Here is a 20,163-nt window from a genome sequence, read left to right as displayed (position 1 = left end):
ACGGGGCGCGGGTGGGTGTTCACACCGGCCAGGCGCGCATCGCCGTCTCGGCCAGGCTCTCCAGGTCCGCCTTCGTGGCGCCGTCGCGTGCCTGCTGGGACATGCCCTGGATGACGGCGCCGACGAAACGGGCCAGGGCGGCCGGGTCCGTGTCGGGGGGCAGTTCGCCCGTCGCCATGTCGGCGCGCAGGCGGCTCTCGAAACTGGCGATGTTGGCTTGGCGGCGCTCCCGCAGCGCCGTCTCTACCTCGGGGGTCACGCAGTTGGCCGCCGCGCAGATCATCAGGCAGCCGCGCGGGTGGGAGGGGTCGGTGAACTCGGCGGCCGTCTCCGTGAGCAGCCGTGCGAGGCCGGCGCGGGCCGTCGGTTCCTCCTCGAGCGCGCGGGCGCCGAAGGAGCCGTAGCGCACCGCGTACGACTCCACGACCTCGGCGAACAGCGCCTTCTTGTCCCCGAACGCGGCGTACAGGCTCGGCGCACCGATGCCCATGGCATCGGTCAGGTCGGCGATGGAGGTCGTCTCGTAGCCGTGTTCCCAGAAGGTCAGCGTCGCCCGCTCCAGTGCGGCGTCGCGGTCGAAGGAGCGGGGCCTGCCGCGCCGTTTCGTCTCCATGCGGACATCGTAACGCGTTCTGTAGTGGCCGCTAGAGAATCTGCTACGGTCATTTCTGTAGCGACCACTAGAGAAAGGGGGGCGCCGCCATGGGCGTGCTCACCGGCAGGACGGCGCTGGTCACCGGCGGCAGCAGGGGCATCGGGCGGGGCATAGCCGAGCGGCTGGGCCGGGAAGGGGCGCGAGTCGCGGTGCACTACGGCACGAACGAGACGGCCGCCGCCGAGACGGTCAAGGCCGTCGAGGCGGCGGGCGGTTCGGCCTTCGCGCTGGGGGCGGAGCTGGGACTGCCCGGCGACGCCCAGACGCTGTGGGCGCAGTTCGACCGGCACGCGGACGGGGTGGACATCCTGGTCAACAACGCGGGGATCGGCACCTCGACCGCGTACGAGGGGATGGGTGAGGCGGAGTACGACCGGCTGTTCGCGGTCAACACCAGGGCGCCGTTCTTCCTGACCAGACTCGGTCTGGAGCGGATGCCGGACGGCGGCCGGGTGATCAACGTGTCGACGGGCCTGACGCATACGGCGCTGATGCCGGACCTGATCACCTACGCGATGAGCAAGAGCGCCCTCGACGTCTTCACCCGCGACCTGTCCAAGCTGCTGGGACCCCGAGGCATCACGGTCAACGCCGTCGCCCCCGGCATCATCGACACCGACAACACCGCGCCGACGATCCGCGCGAGCGAGGAGGCATGGGCGGGCGCGGCGGCGGTGTCTGCGCTGGGCCGGGTGGGCCGGGTGGACGACGTCGCGGGCGTGGTGGCCTTCCTGGCGTCCGACGAGGGGCGGTGGATCACCGGGCACTGGCTGGACGTGACCGGGGGCTCGCTGCCGTAACGGATGGTTCACCGCCGTAACAGCTCGTCGGTGTCGGGCGAACGCCGGCGCGGGAGTAGCACACGGTCCGGCTGTGACGGCGCACCGGCCCGGCTGCCGTGTCGGCGCAGCCGGGCCACGTACCGCTTACGTCGACGGGACCACGGCACCGGTGTCCGGCCGGCCGGTTGCCGGTTCGGGTGACGGGGGTGACGGGGGTGACGGGGTGGCCGGCGGCTCCTCGGCCGGGTCGCTGAGCTGCTCCCGCAGATAGTTCCAGCCCACCGCCATCAGCGCGGCGACGGGCACGGCGAGCAGGCTGCCCACGATGCCGGCCAGGCTGGCGCCCAGCGTCACCGCCAGCAGGATCACCGCCGGGTGGAGGCCGAGTCCCCGGCTCTGGATCATGGGCTGGAACACATTGCCCTCGAGTTGCTGCACCACGATGATGATCCCCAGCACGATCAGCGCGTCCGTCGGGCCGTTGGAGACCAGCGCGATGAGTACCGCGACCAGTCCGGCGAACAGAGCGCCCACGATCGGCACGAACGCCGACACGAAGGTCAGCACCGCCAGTGGCAGCACCAGCGGGACGTCCACGATCCACAGCCCCAGACCGATGAAGACGGCGTCCAGCAGACCGACGAACGCCTGCGAACGCACGAACGCCCCCAGCGTGTCCCAACTGCGGGCCGCGACGATCGGGACGTCGGTGGCGAGCCGGCCCGGCAACTGACGGGTCAGCCACGGCAGGAACCGCGGCCCGTCCTTGAGGAAGAAGAACATGAGGAAAAGCGCCAGGACAGTGGTGACGACGCCGTCGACCACGGTGCTCACGCCCGCGACGACAGCGGTGACCATGCTGTCGAGACTTTCCTGAGCGTTGGAGACCCCGGTGTCGAGCGCACCGGAGATCTCGTCCTCGCCGATGTTCAGCGGCGGTCCGGCCGCCCACTCGCGCACCTTGTCGAAACCGTCGCTCACGCCGACCGCCAGCTCGCCCGACTGGGACACCGTCGGCACCACGATCAGCGCCACCACGCCGACGGCGAGCAGGAGGAACAGCAGTGTCACCGTCGAAGCGGCGAGGGCCGGAGGCCATCCGTGCCCGCGCAGAAAACGGGCCACGGGCCAGGTGAGCGTGGTGAGGAGCAGTGCGACCACGAGCGGCCACAGGATCGGCCATGTCTGTCCCATGAGCCACAGCGCCGCCCCCGTCACGACGAGGACCACCAGTAATTCGACGGAGACGCGGGCCGACGTACGGAGCGCGGCACGGCTTTTCTCGGAACTCAACGACGCAGACATGGAGGTCACCCTATGGGCACCGGGCCCGCCCTCCGACCGGCCTCCGCCATTCAAGACCACCCCGGTCGCCACGCTCAACCCGCGGCCTGCGAAGGGGGGTTGGATCCGGTGCAGGGCACGCAGTCGTCGGTCTCCCGGCGCGATCTCCGGACGTCCGACCGACCGGACACCTCTCGCGCGAGGAGATGGACGAAGGGCTCGAGCGGGCGCTCTCCGCCAGGACGTGGAGCGACCTCGCGCCCGCGCTGGACTCGCTGCCGCAGGAGAAGGCGGGCACCGCGGCCACGATCGGCGCCGCCGGCGGACGTATCAAGCGGCGGGGCGCGTGGCGGGTGCCCCGGCCCTACAAGGAGGAGCCGCGCACCGTGTGGAAGGACCCGCGCTACCGGCCACGTCGGCCCTCCGGACCCGCAGGGCCGACGATCCGGATCTCCGGGGCCATGGGGTACGCACGGTTGGAGGTCCGCCACGCGTGGCGTTGAGGCGAGCCGGGTCTGCTCGGACGGTTCAGACGTGGCGTACGGCAACAACCGCTGTGCTGACCGGTGTTGTCAGTATCTCGGTGGCGTTCAGGGCTGGATGAGTGAGGTAGAACAGACGGAGTTCGTCCACTTCGCCCTCGAAGCGGGGCGGCCAGTCGGACGACGGGGTGAAGTCGTCCAGGAGGAGAATTCCGCCGGGAGCGAGCAGTTCGACGACCCGCGCGGGGTCGTCGCGCTTGCCCCCGCCGTCGCAGAAGAAGACGTCGAACGGGGCATGCCGCTCAAGCAGCCGCCAGTCCCCCGTGAGAACGCTGACGCGCGTGTCGTCCGCGAAGACCCCGGCCGCTCGGCCGGCCAACTCCGCGTCACGCTCGACGGTGACCAGGCGCGCCTCGGTACCGAGACCGCTGTGCAGCCAGGCCGTGCCCACGCCCGAGCCCGTGCCGCTCTCGGCGACCACTCCGTGGGGCTTCGAGGCAGCGGCCAGGCTGAGCAATCTGCCCACCTCGTGGATGCAACTCTTCTTGAACCCCGCCTCGGCGGCGATGCCCTCCGCCGCCACCACGCGGTGCGGAATCTCACGTTGTGCCATGGTCAAGCCCCCTTCGCACCATGGGTATTTGACGCTATCCGAAAGCGGCCCGACGGGCGTTCGTCAGTCCGCGCGTGCGTCAGCGCGAGTCGCGCCCGAGAGCGGCGACCGCCCATTTCGCCCGGGTGGACAACTCGCTCAGCGCCTTGGCGTAGTGCCCGGCCGTCTTCGACAGCAGCACCTTGCCGTGCGCCATCGTCTCGCGGGCCAAGGTGGCGTCGCCGGCCTCGGCCGCCGCGAGCGCGAGTTCCAGGTGCTGCTCGGTGATCAGGCAACCGATGCGGCGACGGTGTCCCAGGGGTACGGCTCCGACCGACTCCCGTGCGCGCTCCAACGCCTTTCGTGCCGCGGCCAGATCACCCTTGTGGCGTTCCATCCGGGCCAGCGCGCCGGCCGCCGTCGCGCGGTCGTGGTCGGTGTCCTGGAGGGAGAGGAAGTCGGACTGGGCGCGGGCCGCCTGGGCGTGGTCACCAAGGCGCTCGAGTGCGTGGCTCAGTGCGACGAGCCGTTCGGCGTCGGGGCCGGTGTCGTCCAGCATGCGGATGAGCGCGACCCTGGCGTGCTCGGTCCTGCCCTGCCGGCGGGCCAGCTCGGTCCAGGTGAACTCGCTTTCCGTGTCCGGGTCTTGGCCGTAGCGGTCGGCATCCATGGCGCGCGCCCAGTCGAGGACACACTCGGCGCCCGAGCCCGCCGCCCCGTCCGTCGCGGCCCTGACCCGCGGCAGGTCCTCCTCCTCGCCGTGCAGCGCCACGAGCATCGCGGCGATCTGGCGCTCGGTGTACCACTCGGTCCCCCGCTCGGCCGTCTCGCGCTCCAACAGGCTCCGCAGCAGGGGCAGATCGCCGTCCCGCCGGTCGTACTGTGCGGCCCGCACCACCCCCGCGCGCAGCACCGCGTCGGCCACGGCCTCGTCCCGCGCTCCGGGATCACCCGCCCGTACGCGCGCGAGCATCGCCCGTCCCGGGTCGAGCACGATGTCCCGCAGCGGTCGGCGGCTCGACTCGTCCATCAGCCGATAGGCCCTGAGTTCATGGGAGTTGAGCAGGAGATAGTCCGGATCGGTGCGCTCGACCGCCGCCTCCATCAGGGCGACCAACTCGGTCAGCGGGCGGTCGGGAAGTCCCAGTCCGGCGAGCAACGCAGCGCGGTGCGCGTCCAGTTCGGGTGCGAAGTCCTCGCGCGCCTGCGCGTCGGCCGCGTCGACCGCCGCGCGCAGTTGGTCCTCGTCGAGGTCGCCGGAGATGTCCTCGCAGTAGCGGGGCACGCGGACAAGCATCTCGACCGCCTCGGAGACGCTGTCGGCGATCAGCACCGCGTCGCCCTCGGAGGACGCGTACAGCACGGCGCTCCCTGCGCACAGGAAGTACGTACCACCCGTGTCGTCCCCCGCGATCGGCTCCAGCGAGGCTCCGGAGGCGAGATGGACCTCCTCGACGTGGTCCGCCCGGTCCACGTCGAAGTCGAAGGGAAACGCCGCGAGGGCGGCCAGTTCGGGGCGTGTGCGGAGCAGACGCAGCACTCGGTCGGTCATAGCGAGGAACCCTACGTCCCCGCTCGATCCGAACGGCGTCCCGGGGACGGCGGGGAGCGCGGGAGCGCCGTCGAGCGATCCGGCGTTGTCAGTGGTCACCAGTAGGTTCTTGGGTGTTCCGCCGAACCGGCGCGGAACTCCCCCCTGGTGCAAAGGAGATGGTGCGGTGTCGCGTTGGGAGAGGTCGAGCACGGCGCGGGTGGTACCACCCGCACGGCCGCGCAAGCTCGCCAAGGTGCCGTTCGTCGAGCTGGCCGACGGGCGTCTGCAAGGTGTGGTGTCCAGCGGCTCGGACATCGAGCGGGTCTATGTCTCGTCGGTCGTGGCCGGCACGTACGCCTACGCGTGCAGCACCAACAACAACCGGCCCTGCGGCGGCGCGCGGGGCGGATTCTGCAATCACATCCGGACCCTGGTCCACGAGTCGGTGCTCCAGTACGGCGCCGAGCGCGTCGCCCGCTATCTGCGGATCGAGACCGCGCAGGGCGAGCCGACCGCGCAGACCCTCACCGCCGGTATGACCGGCACCCGCCCGTCGCAGGGGGCCACCACGGCCGCCGCGACCGTCTTCAGCCGGTTCCTGCGTCACCTCGCCTACCTGGAACTCGCCCCGACCACCGCCCCGTTGCCCGAGATGCAGTGGTTCCCGCCGACCAGGGCGGTGGCGTGATGCGCGCCGATCTGCTCGCCGAGTCCGTCGACGGGCTCGAAGAAGCCCTGGCGGCCGTCGACGCCTTCGACCGGGCGCTCGTCGTCGGTCTGCTCCGCCCCCACGCCGTGCGGGACGCCGGCCTGGCAGACCTGGCCGACGCCGTCGCGGGGACGCCGTTGGCCGCCGCGGTCGTCGAGGCGGCTCAGAAGTCGGTGGCCGGTGCCGCGAGCGAGGATCAGTTCGTCGCCCTCGCCGCCGCCCGTACCGCCGTGTTCGGCTCCGTCCACGACGCGCTGACGGCCCGTGTCGAGGAGGCGGTCGGCCGGTCCCGCGCCGGGGAGAGCGTCCCGGCGCCTGTCGGACAGCGGGCGGGGAATCTGCTCATGGCCGCCCGCTCGTGGCTGTCCGAGCTGGCGCGCTGCGGTTGGCAGGGCATCGACCATGACGTGGTGTCCGGGGCGGCGCCTGTCGTGTCCGCGATGCTGCCGGACCCGGCCCTGCGCCGACTGGCGACGCTGCTCGACGGTTTCGCCGCCGAACTGGCCGCGTCCTGCCCGGGTTCGGCCCTGGAGAGCGTTCCGGTGCGCCGCTGGGCCGACCTGTGGTCGCGGGCGATGGTGCTGACCGTGCCCGGCGCGGCCGACATGCCCGTGAGCGGTACGGCCACCGGACGACTACTGCCCCTGGGGGTCGACGTGCAGGAGCACGCCACCGCCGTACAGGCCCAGGTGCACGCCGTGTTCGAGCCCGAGGGCGGTGCGGCGCCCCGTCTGGTGCGTGCGAGCGTTTCGGTGCCGAAGCCCGACACGGTCGTCGGAGCCGGCCTGTGGCAGTTGCTTCGCCCGCACATGTCGCTCCTGGCGGCGGTGAGTGAGGGCCGCTCGATGGACCTCACCGACATGCCGGTGACCGCCGAGGGCGACCTGGTCTGGGACGACGCGCGGGCGCGTACGGGCAAGCCCGCCGACGCCTTCGCCACCGCGCGCGTCGCCCTGTCCACCGCCACGGCATCGGCGACCGCTCCCCTGGACCGGCATCCGGCACGTATCGCCGTGCCCGTCTTCCTGGAGGGCTACAGCACCCAACAGGACCATGAGGGCCTGGCGTTCACCGTCGCGGGGGCCCGACTGGCCGTCGACACCGACCGTATTCCGACCGCCGGACCGCTCACCGCCGAGTCCGTCGCGGTGTCGGGGACGTGTGTCGGCCTGCTGCGATGGGACGCCGGGGCGTTCAGCGTCCAGCCGCTCGCTGTGGAGGCCACCGTGCGGAAGAAGTCCGTCGCGGTCCACGCCGGGGCGTGGGCGGGCGGCACGGCCGACAAGGCCGGTGTCAGGGCGGAGAAGGCCGCCACCGACGCGGCGGCGGTGCTGCGCGAGCGCGCGGGAAGGCTGTTGCGGAAATGACCGTACGGAACGTGGACGCCGGTTCACCCGACAGCCGACGCCAGGTCCTCTACTGGCGGCTTCTCGCCCGGCTGTTCGACCCCGAGGAGCAGGCGGCGCTGGAATCGGCGAGCCTCGCCGTGGTCGAGGACATCGGCCTGCCGCCCGCGCTGCTGGACCCGAGCGTGTCCGTGGACTCGACGGTGCAGCGACACCCCGAGCTGGCGGCCGAGTTCGACGGTCTGATGGTGCCCGAGCCACCCGCTGCGTCAGACGAGGACAGGGCCGCGGACGGCGGACGTGACCGGGCCGCCGAGGTGCGGCGCGCGGCACTGGTGTCGAAGGTGCTGCTCAACGTCTTCGCCACCGGCTCCGGCACGGTCACCGCCGGACAGCTCGCGCAGTGGCAGTCCGACGCGGGCTGGCTGGAGCGCACCGTGGGCTGCGAGCCCGGTGAGCTGCGCGGAGGCAGGCTGGTCCCGGAGATCGGTGCGGAGATCGGTCCGGAACTCGGTGCGATCGAGGCCGGTCTGGTCAAGCGGATGCGGCTGCGCGAGGTGCTGGCCGACCCCGAGCTCGCCGCTCAGCTCACCCCGAGCATGTCGCTGATCGAGCAACTGCTGCGTGACAAGAGCAACTTGTCCGGTGTGGCACTGGCCAACGCCAAGTCCCTGATCCGGCGCTTCGTGGACGAGGTCGCGGAGGTGCTGCGTACGCAGGTGGCGAAGTCCACGGTCGGCGTCCTGGATCGCTCCGTGCCGCCCAAGCGGGTGTTCCGCAACCTCGATCTCGACCGCACCATCTGGAAGAACCTCACCAACTGGAGCCCCGAGGAGGAACGGCTCTACGTCGACCGCCTCTACTACCGGCACACCGCGCGCAAGACGACGCCCCAACGGCTGATCGTGGTCGTGGACCAGTCGGGCTCCATGGTCGACTCGATGGTCAACTGCACCATCCTGGCCTCCATTTTCGCCGGGCTGCCGAAGGTCGATGTGCATCTGATCGCGTACGACACCCAGGCGATCGACCTGACTCCCTGGGTGAACGACCCGTTCGAGACGCTGCTGCGCACCAACCTCGGGGGCGGCAACGACGGTCCCGTCGCGATGGCGATGGCCCGCCCGAAGATCACCGATCCCCGCGACACGGTGATGGTGTGGATCTCGGACTTCTATGAATTCGACCGCTCCCAGCCGCTGTTCGAGGGCATCGAGGCGGTCCACCGCTCCGGGGTGAAGTTCATCCCCGTCGGCTCGGTCACCAGCTCCGGGCGCCAGGAGGTCAACCCCTGGTTCCGCGAGCGGTTCAAGGCGCTCGGGACGCCGGTCGTCTCCGGCCACATACGCAAGCTCGTTCATGAGCTCAAGACATTTCTCACTTAGAACACCGAGCTGAACCGAACCGAACCGAACTGAGAAGACCGAGAAAGCAGAAAGGCACGAATATGTCCGACCTGTTGCGCGCCCCCGCCGAGATCAAGTACGCCGAGGAGCTGGACTGGCTGGAGTCGGTCGACGACGGTCCCAAGCCGTTCTCCTGGCGTCTGTCGCCGAAGATGGTGCGGCTGTTCATCCTGGGATCCGAGCGCTCGGACGGTGTGGACCGGCAGATCGCGCAGAAGTGGTTCGGTGACCGCAGTCTGGTCGAGCGCGCCGTGGTGACGCTGGCGTCGGACCGCGGTCTGCTGCTGATCGGTGACCCCGGCACGGGCAAGAGCTGGCTGGCCGAGCTGCTGTCGGCCGCCATCTGCCGCAGCTCCACCCTGGTGGTGCAGGGCACCGCCGGCACCACCGAGGACCACATCAAGTATTCGTGGAACGTGTCCATGGTGATCGCCAAGGGCCAGTCGCGTGAGTCGATGATCCCCTCGCCGATCATGACCGCGATGGAGTCGGGCGCGATCGGCCGGTTCGAGGAGCTGACCCGCTCCACCAGCGACGTCCAGGACGCGTTGATCTCGATCCTGTCGGAGAAGTACATCTCGGTGCCGGAGCTGGACAGCGACGGCATCGTCTTCGCCAAGCCCGGATTCTCGGTCATCGCCACCGCCAACAGCCGTGACCGGGGCGTCAACGACCTGTCGTCCGCGCTCAAGCGCCGGTTCAATTTCGTCCGCATCCCGGTGGTGACGAACAGGAAGAGTGAGGCGGAGATCGTCCGCTTCCGTACGGAGGAGCTGCTGCGCCGGCATCAGATCGAACTGGACGTTCCGCCCACGCTGTTGGACGTCCTGCTCCAGAGTTTCGCCGATCTGCGCGCCTCAGCAGCCGCCGCGGGCAGCGACGACGAGAAGCTGGAGTCCGCGCTGTCGAGCGCCGAGCAGATCGGTGTCCTGGAGGACGCGATCCTGCACAGCAACTTCTTCGGCGAGCGCGAGCTGACGGCCCGCGCCCTCGCCTCCTCGCTCGTCGGCTCGCTGGCGCGGCGCGAGCCCGAGGATCTGGCGATCCTCAACAAGTATCTGCACGGGGTGGTCGAGCCGCGCAGCAAGGAGAAGGGCGGCTCCTGGCCCGAGTTCCTTCAGGGCGGTCGGGACGCGATCGCCACCCTGTCATGAGCCCCGCACCGCGGGCGGCGGCCTTCGAGGCGCTGCGTACGCAGTTGAGTGAGGCCGCGACGACGCTCGCCGACGGGCCCGAGGCGCTTCAGGGCATCCTCCTCGGCATCGTGGACGACGTCGACCGCGCGGTCCGTGAACCGCTGGAGATCTTCCCCGTCTGCCACCACTCGCCGGCCTCGGCGGTCGCGATGGCGCGGCGGCTGCGGGAGAAGCGGCCGAAGGTCGTCTATCTGGAGCTGTGCGAGGACATGGCGCCGCTCCTGTCCGAGCTGCGCAACTGCCGGCTCCCGGTGGCGGTGCAGGCGTTCGCCAGCGAGGTCAAGGGCTTCCCGGCCGACTGGGCGCCGCTGTCGGTCGTCGCGCCGATCACCGAGGCGTCGGCGGAGTATCAGGCGATCGCCTACGCGCTGGACACACCGGGTGTTGAGCTGGTCCTGGTGGACCGCTCGTCGGACCACGTCTTCCAGTGGCAGACGGACGAGGCGGCCTCCTCGGAATCCACCGATAACAGTGGCTCCGCCGAACCGGAGGCGCCGACCGCCGCGGCGCCCGAGGAGGAGAGCGCGCTGCACGGCGACGCCGTCGGCGTGGAGATCGGCGATCTGCGTCCGCGCTTCGCCGAGTTGGAGCAGCACCTGCTGCGCCACGGCCGGGTGCGGCACTGGTCGGAGTGGTGGTACCAGTACGTCGAGCTGCCGCTCGGCGACAGCGACCACGACACCTACCGGCAGGTCATGCTGCTGATCGGCAGCCTCTTCCGGCGGCTGGCCCCCGGCGACGCGGACCGGGTGCGCGTGGACGAGGACCGCGAGCGCTACATGTGGACCAGGATGCGCGAACATCTCGCCGCGTCCGGCACCGACGCGGCGGACTGTCTGTACGTCTGCGGCGCGTTCCACGCGGCCAGCCGGGTCGCGGAGTTCGGCGTCGACGGCGCCGCGACTTTCGAGATCGGACCGCCCGGCGAGAGCGTGTGGCAGCACGGTCTGATTCCCTCCAGCCACTCGGCGATCGAGGCGCAGTTCGGCCTCGCCCCGGGCTCCGTGTCGATCGCCGCGACCCAGTGGACGAAGAACCTGCGGCGCACCCGGGTACAGCCGTTCCGGCTCGTGGGGCAGGCGGGCGCGAAGAAGGCGGCGAAACCGGGCAAGGCCGTGGTCGCGGCGCTCCCCGAGGCCACCGAGACCACGGAGGCCACCGCCGCACCCTCGGACCGGCTCTCCGGTTTCCTGCGCCGCCCGCCCGTGCTCGACCGGTTGGACGAGGCCGAACTGCTCGGCTGGTCGGTGGAGATCGTGCGCGCCGCGCGCCGTAACGGCTATCTCGCCTCCACCGCCGACGCCATCGCCGTCTTCGAGACGTCGATCCTGCTGGCCGGTATGCGCGACCGGGCCAGGCCCACGCCGTACGACTTCCAGGACGCGGCGATCACCTGCATCGAGAAGGACACGGTGCCCGGCCGGCGCGATGTGCGGCGCATCGTCGAGATCATGATGGGCGGCGACCGGATCGGGCAGGTGGGTTACGACGCGCTGCCGCCGCTCGCGCGCGATGTGCACGACCGGCTCGCACCGCTGGGCCTCAAGCTCGAACAGCGCGGTGTGCAGCGGGCGTTGCTGGACATGGCGTCCCGGCCCGAGCTGGAGCGGTGCTCCGACGTGCTGTGGATGCTGCGCCATCTGCTGCCGTACGGCGCCGCGCGGGCGATCATGGGCGAGCGACGGCTCGGCGAGCGGCCCATCCAGGAGTCCTGGGACCTGGCCCTGGGCACCCATCAGCGGGCGCTGATCGAGCTGGGTTACGAGGGCGTCAGCATCGAGCAGGTCCTGGAGCAGCGTCTGCGGCGCCGCGCGTACGACCCGCAGGCCACGACGGCGGACGTCCTCGAGGCCGTCGAGGACGCGACGCTGTATCTGCGCAGCCGGCGCCTCGCCGACGAGCTGGGCACGCGCGCCCTGGAGGTCCTGGCGACCGAGCGCAGCGTCGACGGCGCGCCGGAGGTGCTGCGCCGGGTGCGCAGGCTGCTCGCGTACTACCGCACCGCCGAACCGGTGCTGCCGCCGTGGATCGAATCCTTCGTCAAGACCGGTTACGCGCACTACTGCACGCTGCTGCCGACGGCGTTCACCGACGAGGACGCGACGGTCCGGCAGGTGGCCGCGATGCTGGGCTTCCTGTTCAGCATGGAGTCGCTGGCGGTGTCGCTGGGCTGCGACCGGACCCAACTGGAGCTCGCGTTCGCACAGTCGCATCCGCGCGAGCCGGCCAGGGTGGCGCTGCTGTGGGCGGCCCAGGTCCAGCTCGGACAGCTCTCGCGTGCCGCCCTTCGGGCGCGCTGTGAGGATCTGCTGGGCAACCCCCTGGTGGTGCCCGCCTATCCGCGCTATCTCAGCGGATTCCTGCACGCGCTGGAGCCGGTGCCGCAGTTGGCCGACTTCGTCGTGGAGGCGGTGTCCCACGCGTTCGGACGGCTGCCGGATCCGGTGCTGCTGCCGTGGCTGCCGAAGCTGATCAGCGCCCTGCGGGCCGACGGCGCCGACCTGGCGCCGCTGCTGATCCGGGAGGCGGGGCGGATCTTTCCCGGCCGGCTCGCGGCGCTGGACGCGTGGATACCGCCCTGGCAGGACGGGCCGGACGGCCCGGACGTGTCTCGATCGACCCGAACGGCGGTAGTGGGCAAGGGAGTTGACGCGGGTCCGGGTGCCGGTGCCGGTGCCGCGCTGCTGGCCGCGCATCCGGCGGCGTGCGACGCGCTCGCGGGTCTGCTCGGCTACGAGGGCTCGTGGCAGTCGGCGGATGCCACCTTGTCCGGCGCGCGGCTGGTCGCCCGTCATCCGGACACGGCGGCGGCGTTGGAGGTGCTGCTGGCCGGTCACTGACCTGACGGCGGCCGGCCGGTCGGGTCAGCCGAAGGCGGCGGCGTTCTCCGTGACCCATTGCCGGAATGTCCTGGCCCGGGCGCCCATGATCCGGGACGCGGTGTCGCGTACGGCGAGCAGTTCGTCGTTGACGTCGCCGCCCGTCAGGTCGAGCACCGCGTCCGCGGATTCGGCGTCCATGAAGGCGGTCATCGTACGGTGGGCCTCCTGCCTGCTGATGTCGGCGAACGGGACGTCCCGCCCCAGCACCGACGCGATGGTCGCCACCTGCTGCCGGGCGGTGATCCGCTCCGGCCCGGTCAGCGCGTACGTCCGCCCCCGGTGGCCGTCGTCGGTCAGCGCCGCCCGCGCGACGGACGCGATGTCACCGGGGTGGATCGTGGGGAGGCCGACGTCCGCGTAGGGCACGCGGACCGTTCCGCGCTCGCGGATCGCCGCCGCCCACCACAGGGCGTTCGAGGCGAACTGGGTGGGCCGCAGGATCGTCCACGCCATACCGCTGCCGCGGACCAGTTGCTCGACGGCCAGGTTCTCGCCGGCCGGACCCAGGTGTGGATGGGTGCGGACGGTGATGGACGACACCAGCACCACATGTTCCACGCCCGCCGACCGGGCCGCCTCGATGATCTCGGCGTCCGGGCCGATACGCGACACGAGGAACAGCGAACGCACCCCGTCCAGCGCGGGCTTGAGCGAATCCGCCCGAGCGAGATCGCCCTCCACGGCTGTGGTCCCTGCCGGGAACGCGGCCCGCGCGGTGTCCCGGGTGAGCGCCCGGACCGGCCCCGCACCGGACTCCTGAAGCTCTCGCAGGAGAGCACTTCCTATATTTCCGGTGGCGCCGGTCACGAGGATCACGGTGTTCTCTCTCCTGTCGTCGGGCGGTGGTGCGACACGATCCGACGCTAGGACCTCAACCGGACTTCAGGTCAAGGCGGCCCGTGCCGCGCGGCGTCGCCGTGGCGCAGAGCAGCGCCGGTACGGCCATGAGGGCGAAGCACAGGGGCAGCGGCACCGCGCCCACCAGCAGCCCGGCCGAGGCCGTACCGCCGGAAATCCCGGCGTTCAGCGCCGTGTTGACCCAGGCGCCCGCCCGCGTACGGGCGCCGGGGGCGGCGCTCTCGTCCGCGATCAGATAGGCCGTGGTCAGTGCCGGGGCGACGAACAGACCGGCCATGGCCGCCGCGGCGCCGAGCGCGTACACGTTGGGCGCGAGCCCCGCCGCCGCCAGCGCGACGCCGAGAGCGGCGCAGATCACGGCGAGCCGCGGCCTGGCGGCGGACCGCCAGGAGAGGGCACCGTACGCGAGGCCGCCGACGGCGCTGCCGGCCGAGAGCACGGCCAGCACCCACGCCACCGCGCCGGGCTGGTGCCGGTCCTCGGTGAAGGCGACCACCAGCAGGTCGAGGCCGCCCAGACACAGTCCGATACCGGCGGCGGCGAGCACCGGCTGCCCGAGACCGCGCGGTCCGGTGCCGGGCGTGCGAGCGCCGCGCCCCTTCCGCCGCCCCTCCCCCGTGGCCCGTACCGGAAAGGGGACGGGAGACAGCGCGAGCGCGACCGTCCCCACCAGCACGAGCACGGCGCTGACGGCGACCGCGGCGGCCGGCTGCGCGTACGTCACCAGGACACCGACCAGCAGCGGGCCGACGACGAGGATCAGCTCCTCGGCCACCCCGTCGAGGCTGTACGCGCGCTGCAACATCCGCCGGTCCGGGAGCAGTTGGCTCCACAGGGTCCGCATCGTGGGCCCGAGCGGCGGGGCAAAGGCCCCGGCCAGGGCGGCGAGCGCGCCCATCAGCACGGCCGACGTACCTGCCGTGCCCGGCGCCGCGTGCTCCTCGCGGGTGACGACGGCGAGCGCGGCCAGCAGCACGGCGTACACGACGGCCATCGGTACGAGCGCCCGGCGCGGGCCGTACCGGTCGATCATGGCGGCCCGTACGGGCGAGAGAACGACACCGGTCGCACCGAACAGTGCCAGTACGGTGCCGGCCACCGCGAAGGAGCCCGAGGCGTCCTTCACCGCGAGCAGGAGGGACAGGGAGAGCGTCCCGTAGGAGAGCCGGCCGAGCAGGGCGGCACCGAAGGTGCTCGCGGCATGCGGGGTGCGCAGAACAGCGGCGTACGTGGACATCGGGGGTGTTCCTCGGAAGAAGGCGGCGCGAGTTCGGGCGCCGCGGCCGTACAGGGACGCCGAAAGACCGCGACGCAACAGCCGTCGCGGTCTCTACGAGGTCCTACACACGGAAGAGGAACACAGGGTCAGGCTAACAGGGCGAGCACCGTCGGGGCCGGGGGCGGACGACGCGCATCGGCCATCCCGGCCCCGCCCCTCAGGCGTTGGGGTCGAAGGGGATGCCGGCCGGCTTGGCCTTCTCCAGGTGGCCGTTGAAGTTTCCGTCCTTGAGGCCGAAGACGGCACTGCCGAAGTTGGCCTGGCTCAGCTTGTCGCGCAGACCCGCCGGGTATCCGTTCCAGCCGACCAGGCGCGGGAACTGCCATCCCCCGTAGTGGTTCTCCGGCGGCTCGTCGTTGGTGTTCGCGGCGCGGAAGGCGTGCGTGCCGGCGCCGTCCTTGTGGTAGACGATCTTCGGGTGTGTCCCGTCCCAACGGATCTGGTCACGGGTGTGGATGTCGAAATTGCCGTGGGCGGAGGTGGAGACGTACTGCGCCTGGTCGTTCTGCACCCAGACCACGACGTGTTCCCAGTCGTTGCGGTGTCCGCCGAGCGAACTGCCCACCACGGCCTGGTCCTTCTCGAAGTAGAGGCCGTACATGATCGCGCACCAGCCGTTGTTGCACTTGGTGCGCGAGTATCCGTTGGTGTTGTCGAGGTCCCAGGAGTCGCGGCACTGGCCGTTGAGGGCGCCGCTGGGGTTGAGGCCCGGGTTGATGGTTCCGTCCGGGCCGATGGCCGGGGTGGGGTAGCAGCCGTCCGTGTCGTAGTCGTACGCCGGCTGGAACGTCTGCTCCAGTCCGTCCGCGTTGGCGGGCAGGGCGCCGGGGGGATCGGCGAGAGCGCTGCCGGGGAATGCGATGACCAGCGCGATGGCGCTGCCAAGGGTGAGCGAGACCTTGCGGATGCGCGAGCTTTTCTTCACTGCGTTCTCCTGATCGACCGCGGTGTGGGGGTACCGGTCATTTTGACATGCTCGGATCATCTTCCCCGGTCCTTGGTGACATGCCGAGCGTCGACAGGTGTCGGTGTGGTGAAAGATCAACCAATGGAGGGGGTGGGCGACTTGGCGCCCGGTCACCCGGTCGCCCGGCGGTCGCGGTCCCGACGACGAGCGACCCGCGACCGCCGCCGCTCACGCCGCCCGGTCCACCGCCCGCTCCGCGCCCGGCTCGGGGAACACGTCCCCGAACCGGTGCGCCAGCCCGTCGGCCAGCCTGGCCCGCGCCTCGACCAGCCGCTCGATGCGCTCGTCCAGCGCCGCCAGACGACGGGTGGTCACCTCGGCCACCGGACAGTGACCCAACCGCCCGTCCGGCCCCGGCCCTGGCCCCGCCACCGCACCGTCCGGCGGAAAGACCATGTCGAGGACGTCGATGAAAGCCTTCAGGTCACTGATCGTCAGACCCGCCTCGAGCAGTCGCCGCACGGCCCGCAACCGGTGGACGTCCTCGGGGCCGTACCTCCGATGGCCGGACGCCATGCGCCTGGCCCGGAGCAGGCCCTCCTGCTCGTAGTAGCGCAGCGCGCGCGGGGTGAGGCCCGCGGCCGCCGCCGCGTCACCGATACGCATGGCGGATCCCTTCGGGTCGGGCGCCCTCCACTGATGGGCACGCCTCACAATTCCACCAGTACGGCGCCCGTGTGGCGCCCTTCGAGCAGTTCACGCAGTGCCCGGGGTGCCTGCTCGATCCCCGACAGCCGGGCGTGCGGGAAGACGATGGTGCCCTCGCGCAGGCCACGCCCGAACTCCCGCAGACCTTCGGGGATCGCGTCCAGATGGTCGGCGCCCGACATGCCTCTCAGCGTGATCCCCCGCAGGATGAGCGAGCCGGTGTCGATCCCGACAGGAGCCGCGAACCCGCCCCCGACCTGGCCGGACAGCGCGCCGACGAGACCGATACGAGCGCCCCGCCGGGCCACCGCCAGCGCGGCGACGAGCTGTTCACCGCCCACATTGTCGAAGACCACGTCCAGACCGTCGGGAGCCGCCTCGCGCAACTGCTCCTCGATCGGGGCCCCGCCCCGTACGACCACGGCGTCGTACCCCAACTCCTCGACCAGGTACTTCCCCTTGAGCCGTGAGCCGGTACTGCCGATCAGCCGCACGGCCCCGCGCAGTCGTGCGAACTGACCGGCCATCGTCCCGACACCGCCCGCCGCACCGGTCACGAACACCGTGTCCCCGGACCGCACTTCGGCGCCCCGCACGACGCCCAGCCAGGCGGTCATCGCCTGGGAGAGATACGCGGCCGGGTCGGGCAGCACCGACGGGTCGACGCGCTGGGCCTGCGCCACGTCGACGGCCGCGTACTCACGCCATCCCCGTCCGTGCGTCACAAGATCGCCCGGACTCAGCTCGCCGCCGGGCGCCGACACCACCTCGCCCAGGGTGGCCGCCTGCATGGGCTCACCCAACTCGGCCACCGGAATGGGCAGTCCGGGTGCGTCGCCCCGCATCAGCGTACGCATCACGGCGGTCACACTCATCAGCCGATTGCGCACCAGCACCTGCCCGGCCCCCACTTCGGGTACCGGCACCCGCACCACCTCGAAGTGGTCGGTGCCGAGCGGTCCGTCCGGCCGGGTACGCAGCCACACTTCACGGTGGGTGGTGGGGACAGCGGCAGTCATCGCGACTCCTCGAGAGAGTGTTGGGAAAGTGGGTCGCGACGACGGTAGAACCTGACGCTTGCGTCAAGTTCAAGCCGAGCGATACGGGAACGGAGGCGTAGGCGATCCCACCCGCCTCGACCCGAGCATGTTCGAGCCGCCGCGGGGGCTGTTCCTGATCGTGTACGACGAGCGGGGCACCCCGGTCGCCACCGGCGGCCGGCGGGTCAGTTGGGGAGCGTCACACGGAAGGCGGTGCGTCCGGGCCGGCTGGTGACCTGAACGGTTCCGTCGTGCGCCGTGATCACGGCCTGGACGATGGCGAGTCCGAGTCCGGTGCCGCCGGTGCCGCCGGCACCACCCGTGCCGCGTGAGCGCCCCTGGTCGGCGCGCGCGAAGCGGGTGAACACCTCGGGCAGGAGGTCTTCGGGGATGCCCGGCCCGTTGTCGCTGACCGTCAGGTGCGCGCCGGCCTCGTCCGAGGCGAGGGTGACGGTGACCTCGGTGCCGGGTGGGGTGTGGGTGCGGGCGTTGGCGAGGAGATTGCCGATGGCCTGCTGGAGGCGGTGCGTGTCGCCGACGACGGTGACGGGCTCGGCCGGGAGGTCCAGGAGCCACCGGTGGTCCGGGCCGGCGGCGCGGGCGTCGTCGGTCGCGTCGAGCACGAGCAGGGTCAGATCGACGCTCTCGTGTTCGAGGGGGCGGCCGGCGTCGAGGCGCGCGAGCAGCAGCAGATCGTCCACGAGCCGGGTCATGCGCCGCGATTCGGACTGGATGCGCTCCAGGGAGTGGTGGACGCCGGCGGGAACGGGGCCCTCGTGGCGCAGAGCGAGTTCGGCGTGGCCGCGGATGTTGGCGACGGGGGTGCGCAGTTCGTGGCTGGCGTCGGCGGCGAAGTGGCGCAGGCGTTCCTCGCCGGCCTGGCGCCGCACGAGCGCGTCCTCGACGTGGCCCAGCATGTGGTTGAGCGCGGCGGTGACCTGACCGACCTCGGTACGGGGGTCGGCGTCCGGCAACGGCCGCGGCATGGCGATGTCACCGTCGGCCAGCGGCAGGCTCGCCACGTCGGCCGCCTGTGCGGTGACCCGCCGCAGGGGGCGCAGGGAGACCCGTACCCACAGGGCGCCCGCGACGCCGGTGGCGACGAGGGCGGCGCCGAACACCACCGTTTCGACAAGTTCGAGGCGGTGCAGGGTGTCCTCGACGGGGTCCAGCGGCAGACCGGTGATCAGGATGTCGCCGTCGTCGCCCTTGACCGCGATGACGCGGTACTCGCCCAGGGCGGAGAGGTGGATGCTGTGGCCGCTTCCGTCGTCGGCGACGTCCGCCAGCGCGCGGCGGTCGGCGCGGTCGAGCGCGAGCGGACGGTCGGTCGCGTCGTCCACCACAGCCGCCTCGGTGACGGTGCCGTTCAACAGGCGGGCGCCGAAGGTGGATTCGGACTGGCCCCGGGTGTCGTGACGGTTGTCGGCGTCGGGTGTCGCCTCGTGCTCCAGACTCGCGGCGAAGCGTCCGCCCGCCCCGGAGAGCTGTTCGTCCACCCTGTCCATCAGGAATCCTCTGAGGGCCAGCGCGGTGGTGATCCCGACGGCCAGGCAGGCGAGGGCGAGGAGCACGAGGAGTCCGGCGGTGAGCTGACCGCGCAGGGTACGCGGAGGCGGCCGTCTCACGTCGCCTCTGGCTTGAGGACGTACCCGACACCCCGGACGGTGTGGATCATCGGGTGGCGCCCCGCGTCGATCTTCTTGCGCAGATAGCTGATGTACAGCTCGACGACGTGCGCGCGACCGCCGAAATCGTACGACCAGACCCGGTCGAGGATCTGCTCCTTGGACAGCACGCGGCGCGGATTGCGCATCAGGAAGCGCAGCAGTTCGAACTCGGTACGGGACAGATCGACGACCTCCCCCGCCCGGCGCACCTCCCGCGCCTCCTCGTCCATCGTCAGATCACCGACGACCAGCCGGACCGTGTCGGACTCCGCGGTCATCCCGGCCCGCCGCAGCAGGCCGCGCAGCCGGGCCAGGACCTCTTCGAGGCTGTAGGGCTTGGTGACGTAGTCGTCGCCGCCCGCGCTGATTCCCGCGATGCGGTCCTCGACGGCGTCGCGGGCGGTCAGGAACAGCACGCACACCCGCCGGGAGTCGCGGCGCAGCGCGCGCAGGACCCGCAGGCCGTCGGCATCGGGCAGCATCCAGTCGAGGACGACCGCGTCGGGGTGAAAGTCGCGGGCCGTCGCGAGCGCGGTGGCCCCGTCGGCCGCGCTCCTGACCTGCCAGCCCTCTGCGGTCAGGGCGCCGGACAGGACGTCGGTCACGTCGGGTTCGTCGTCCACGACCAGGACCCGTACGGGGTCTCCGTCGGGACGGTGCAGGACAGGTGACGCGGAACGTTCTTCCATAGTTCTCAAGCATCTCTCGCGATGATCCGCCCGAGGGTCCCGGACACCTCTGAGTTCCCTCTGAATCCTCGCCGCGTTTGTTCTGGATGCCCCCATCGGCACCCGGTTCAGAAGGTACGCAGAGGTTCTGCTGTGAGCGTGGTC

The 20,163-nt window shown here is 71.3% G+C and carries 18 protein-coding genes; 7 read left to right on the top strand and 11 right to left on the bottom strand.

The window, feature by feature from the left end; translation table 11 throughout:
- Window positions 1-19: 19 nt before the first annotated feature.
- Entirely contained in the window at window positions 20-613 is a 594-nt protein-coding gene (locus OG329_RS38850; RefSeq protein WP_405801569.1) for a TetR/AcrR family transcriptional regulator, read from the bottom strand.
- An 89-nt stretch (window positions 614-702) separates the two neighbouring features.
- Between OG329_RS38850 and OG329_RS38845 the strand changes: the two genes are divergently transcribed.
- On the top strand, window positions 703-1,455 hold the full coding sequence (locus OG329_RS38845) for an SDR family oxidoreductase (protein ID WP_405801568.1): 753 nt from the start codon (window positions 703-705) through the stop codon (window positions 1,453-1,455).
- A gap of 126 nt (window positions 1,456-1,581) precedes the next feature.
- Here OG329_RS38845 and OG329_RS38840 read toward each other — a convergent pair whose 3' ends face one another.
- Window positions 1,582-2,742 (bottom strand): AI-2E family transporter, encoded by a 1,161-nt coding sequence (locus OG329_RS38840; RefSeq protein ID WP_405801566.1) that lies wholly within the window; start codon window positions 2,740-2,742, stop codon window positions 1,582-1,584.
- A 185-nt stretch (window positions 2,743-2,927) separates the two neighbouring features.
- Between OG329_RS38840 and OG329_RS38835 the strand changes: the two genes are divergently transcribed.
- The gene (locus OG329_RS38835) at window positions 2,928-3,224 is read left to right on the top strand and encodes a hypothetical protein (protein WP_405801565.1); all 297 of its coding nucleotides are present in this window, start codon (window positions 2,928-2,930) and stop codon (window positions 3,222-3,224) included.
- A gap of 25 nt (window positions 3,225-3,249) precedes the next feature.
- On the opposite strand, the gene OG329_RS38830 is transcribed toward OG329_RS38835, so the two are convergent.
- The gene (locus OG329_RS38830) at window positions 3,250-3,816 is read right to left on the bottom strand and encodes an O-methyltransferase (protein ID WP_405801563.1); all 567 of its coding nucleotides are present in this window, start codon (window positions 3,814-3,816) and stop codon (window positions 3,250-3,252) included.
- A gap of 79 nt (window positions 3,817-3,895) precedes the next feature.
- Complete coding sequence (locus OG329_RS38825; RefSeq protein WP_405801561.1) at window positions 3,896-5,446, bottom strand: hypothetical protein; 1,551 nt, start codon at window positions 5,444-5,446, stop codon at window positions 3,896-3,898.
- A 67-nt stretch (window positions 5,447-5,513) separates the two neighbouring features.
- Between OG329_RS38825 and OG329_RS38820 the strand changes: the two genes are divergently transcribed.
- From OG329_RS38820 to OG329_RS38800, 5 genes are all read left to right on the top strand, one after another.
- Entirely contained in the window at window positions 5,514-6,017 is a 504-nt protein-coding gene (locus OG329_RS38820; protein WP_405801559.1) for a hypothetical protein, read from the top strand.
- The gene (locus OG329_RS38815; protein ID WP_405801557.1) at window positions 5,987-7,405 is read left to right on the top strand and encodes a hypothetical protein; all 1,419 of its coding nucleotides are present in this window, start codon (window positions 5,987-5,989) and stop codon (window positions 7,403-7,405) included. Before OG329_RS38820 ends, OG329_RS38815 begins: the two co-directional genes overlap by 31 nt.
- Window positions 7,402-8,769, top strand: coding sequence for a VWA domain-containing protein (locus OG329_RS38810; protein ID WP_405801555.1), 1,368 nt, complete (start codon window positions 7,402-7,404; stop codon window positions 8,767-8,769). Before OG329_RS38815 ends, OG329_RS38810 begins: the two co-directional genes overlap by 4 nt.
- Before the next feature lie 62 nt (window positions 8,770-8,831).
- Window positions 8,832-9,944 carry an AAA family ATPase gene (locus OG329_RS38805; protein WP_405801553.1) on the top strand — a complete coding sequence of 371 codons (1,113 nt, stop codon included), beginning with the start codon at window positions 8,832-8,834 and terminating at the stop codon, window positions 9,942-9,944.
- Complete coding sequence (locus OG329_RS38800) at window positions 9,941-12,826, top strand: hypothetical protein (RefSeq protein WP_405801552.1); 2,886 nt, start codon at window positions 9,941-9,943, stop codon at window positions 12,824-12,826. Before OG329_RS38805 ends, OG329_RS38800 begins: the two co-directional genes overlap by 4 nt.
- 24 nt (window positions 12,827-12,850) lie before the next feature.
- Here the strand turns inward: OG329_RS38800 and OG329_RS38795 are convergent, their stop codons facing one another.
- The 7 genes from OG329_RS38795 to OG329_RS38765 form a co-directional block, all read right to left on the bottom strand.
- Window positions 12,851-13,684 carry an SDR family oxidoreductase gene (locus OG329_RS38795; protein WP_405801550.1) on the bottom strand — a complete coding sequence of 278 codons (834 nt, stop codon included), beginning with the start codon at window positions 13,682-13,684 and terminating at the stop codon, window positions 12,851-12,853.
- 55 nt (window positions 13,685-13,739) lie between these two features.
- On the bottom strand, window positions 13,740-14,963 hold the full coding sequence (locus tag OG329_RS38790) for an MFS transporter (RefSeq protein WP_405801548.1): 1,224 nt from the start codon (window positions 14,961-14,963) through the stop codon (window positions 13,740-13,742).
- A gap of 199 nt (window positions 14,964-15,162) precedes the next feature.
- Window positions 15,163-15,930 carry an NPP1 family protein gene (locus OG329_RS38785; RefSeq protein ID WP_405801546.1) on the bottom strand — a complete coding sequence of 256 codons (768 nt, stop codon included), beginning with the start codon at window positions 15,928-15,930 and terminating at the stop codon, window positions 15,163-15,165.
- A gap of 210 nt (window positions 15,931-16,140) precedes the next feature.
- Entirely contained in the window at window positions 16,141-16,578 is a 438-nt protein-coding gene (locus OG329_RS38780; protein ID WP_405801545.1) for a MerR family transcriptional regulator, read from the bottom strand.
- Between the two features lie 44 nt (window positions 16,579-16,622).
- The gene (locus tag OG329_RS38775; RefSeq protein WP_405801543.1) at window positions 16,623-17,639 is read right to left on the bottom strand and encodes an MDR family NADP-dependent oxidoreductase; all 1,017 of its coding nucleotides are present in this window, start codon (window positions 17,637-17,639) and stop codon (window positions 16,623-16,625) included.
- 206 nt (window positions 17,640-17,845) lie between these two features.
- Window positions 17,846-19,288 (bottom strand): ATP-binding protein, encoded by a 1,443-nt coding sequence (locus OG329_RS38770; protein ID WP_405801541.1) that lies wholly within the window; start codon window positions 19,286-19,288, stop codon window positions 17,846-17,848.
- Window positions 19,285-20,019 carry a response regulator transcription factor gene (locus tag OG329_RS38765; RefSeq protein ID WP_405801540.1) on the bottom strand — a complete coding sequence of 245 codons (735 nt, stop codon included), beginning with the start codon at window positions 20,017-20,019 and terminating at the stop codon, window positions 19,285-19,287. Before OG329_RS38765 ends, OG329_RS38770 begins: the two co-directional genes overlap by 4 nt.
- Window positions 20,020-20,163: the final 144 nt, after the last annotated feature.

Origin of the sequence: Streptomyces sp. NBC_01506 (genome assembly GCF_045040295.1) — a bacterium.
In the GTDB taxonomy this organism is placed as follows: Bacteria; Actinomycetota; Actinomycetes; order Streptomycetales; family Streptomycetaceae; genus Streptomyces.
Note: the sequence above shows the minus strand (reverse complement) of the source record. Positions and strands in the feature narration are given on the sequence as shown.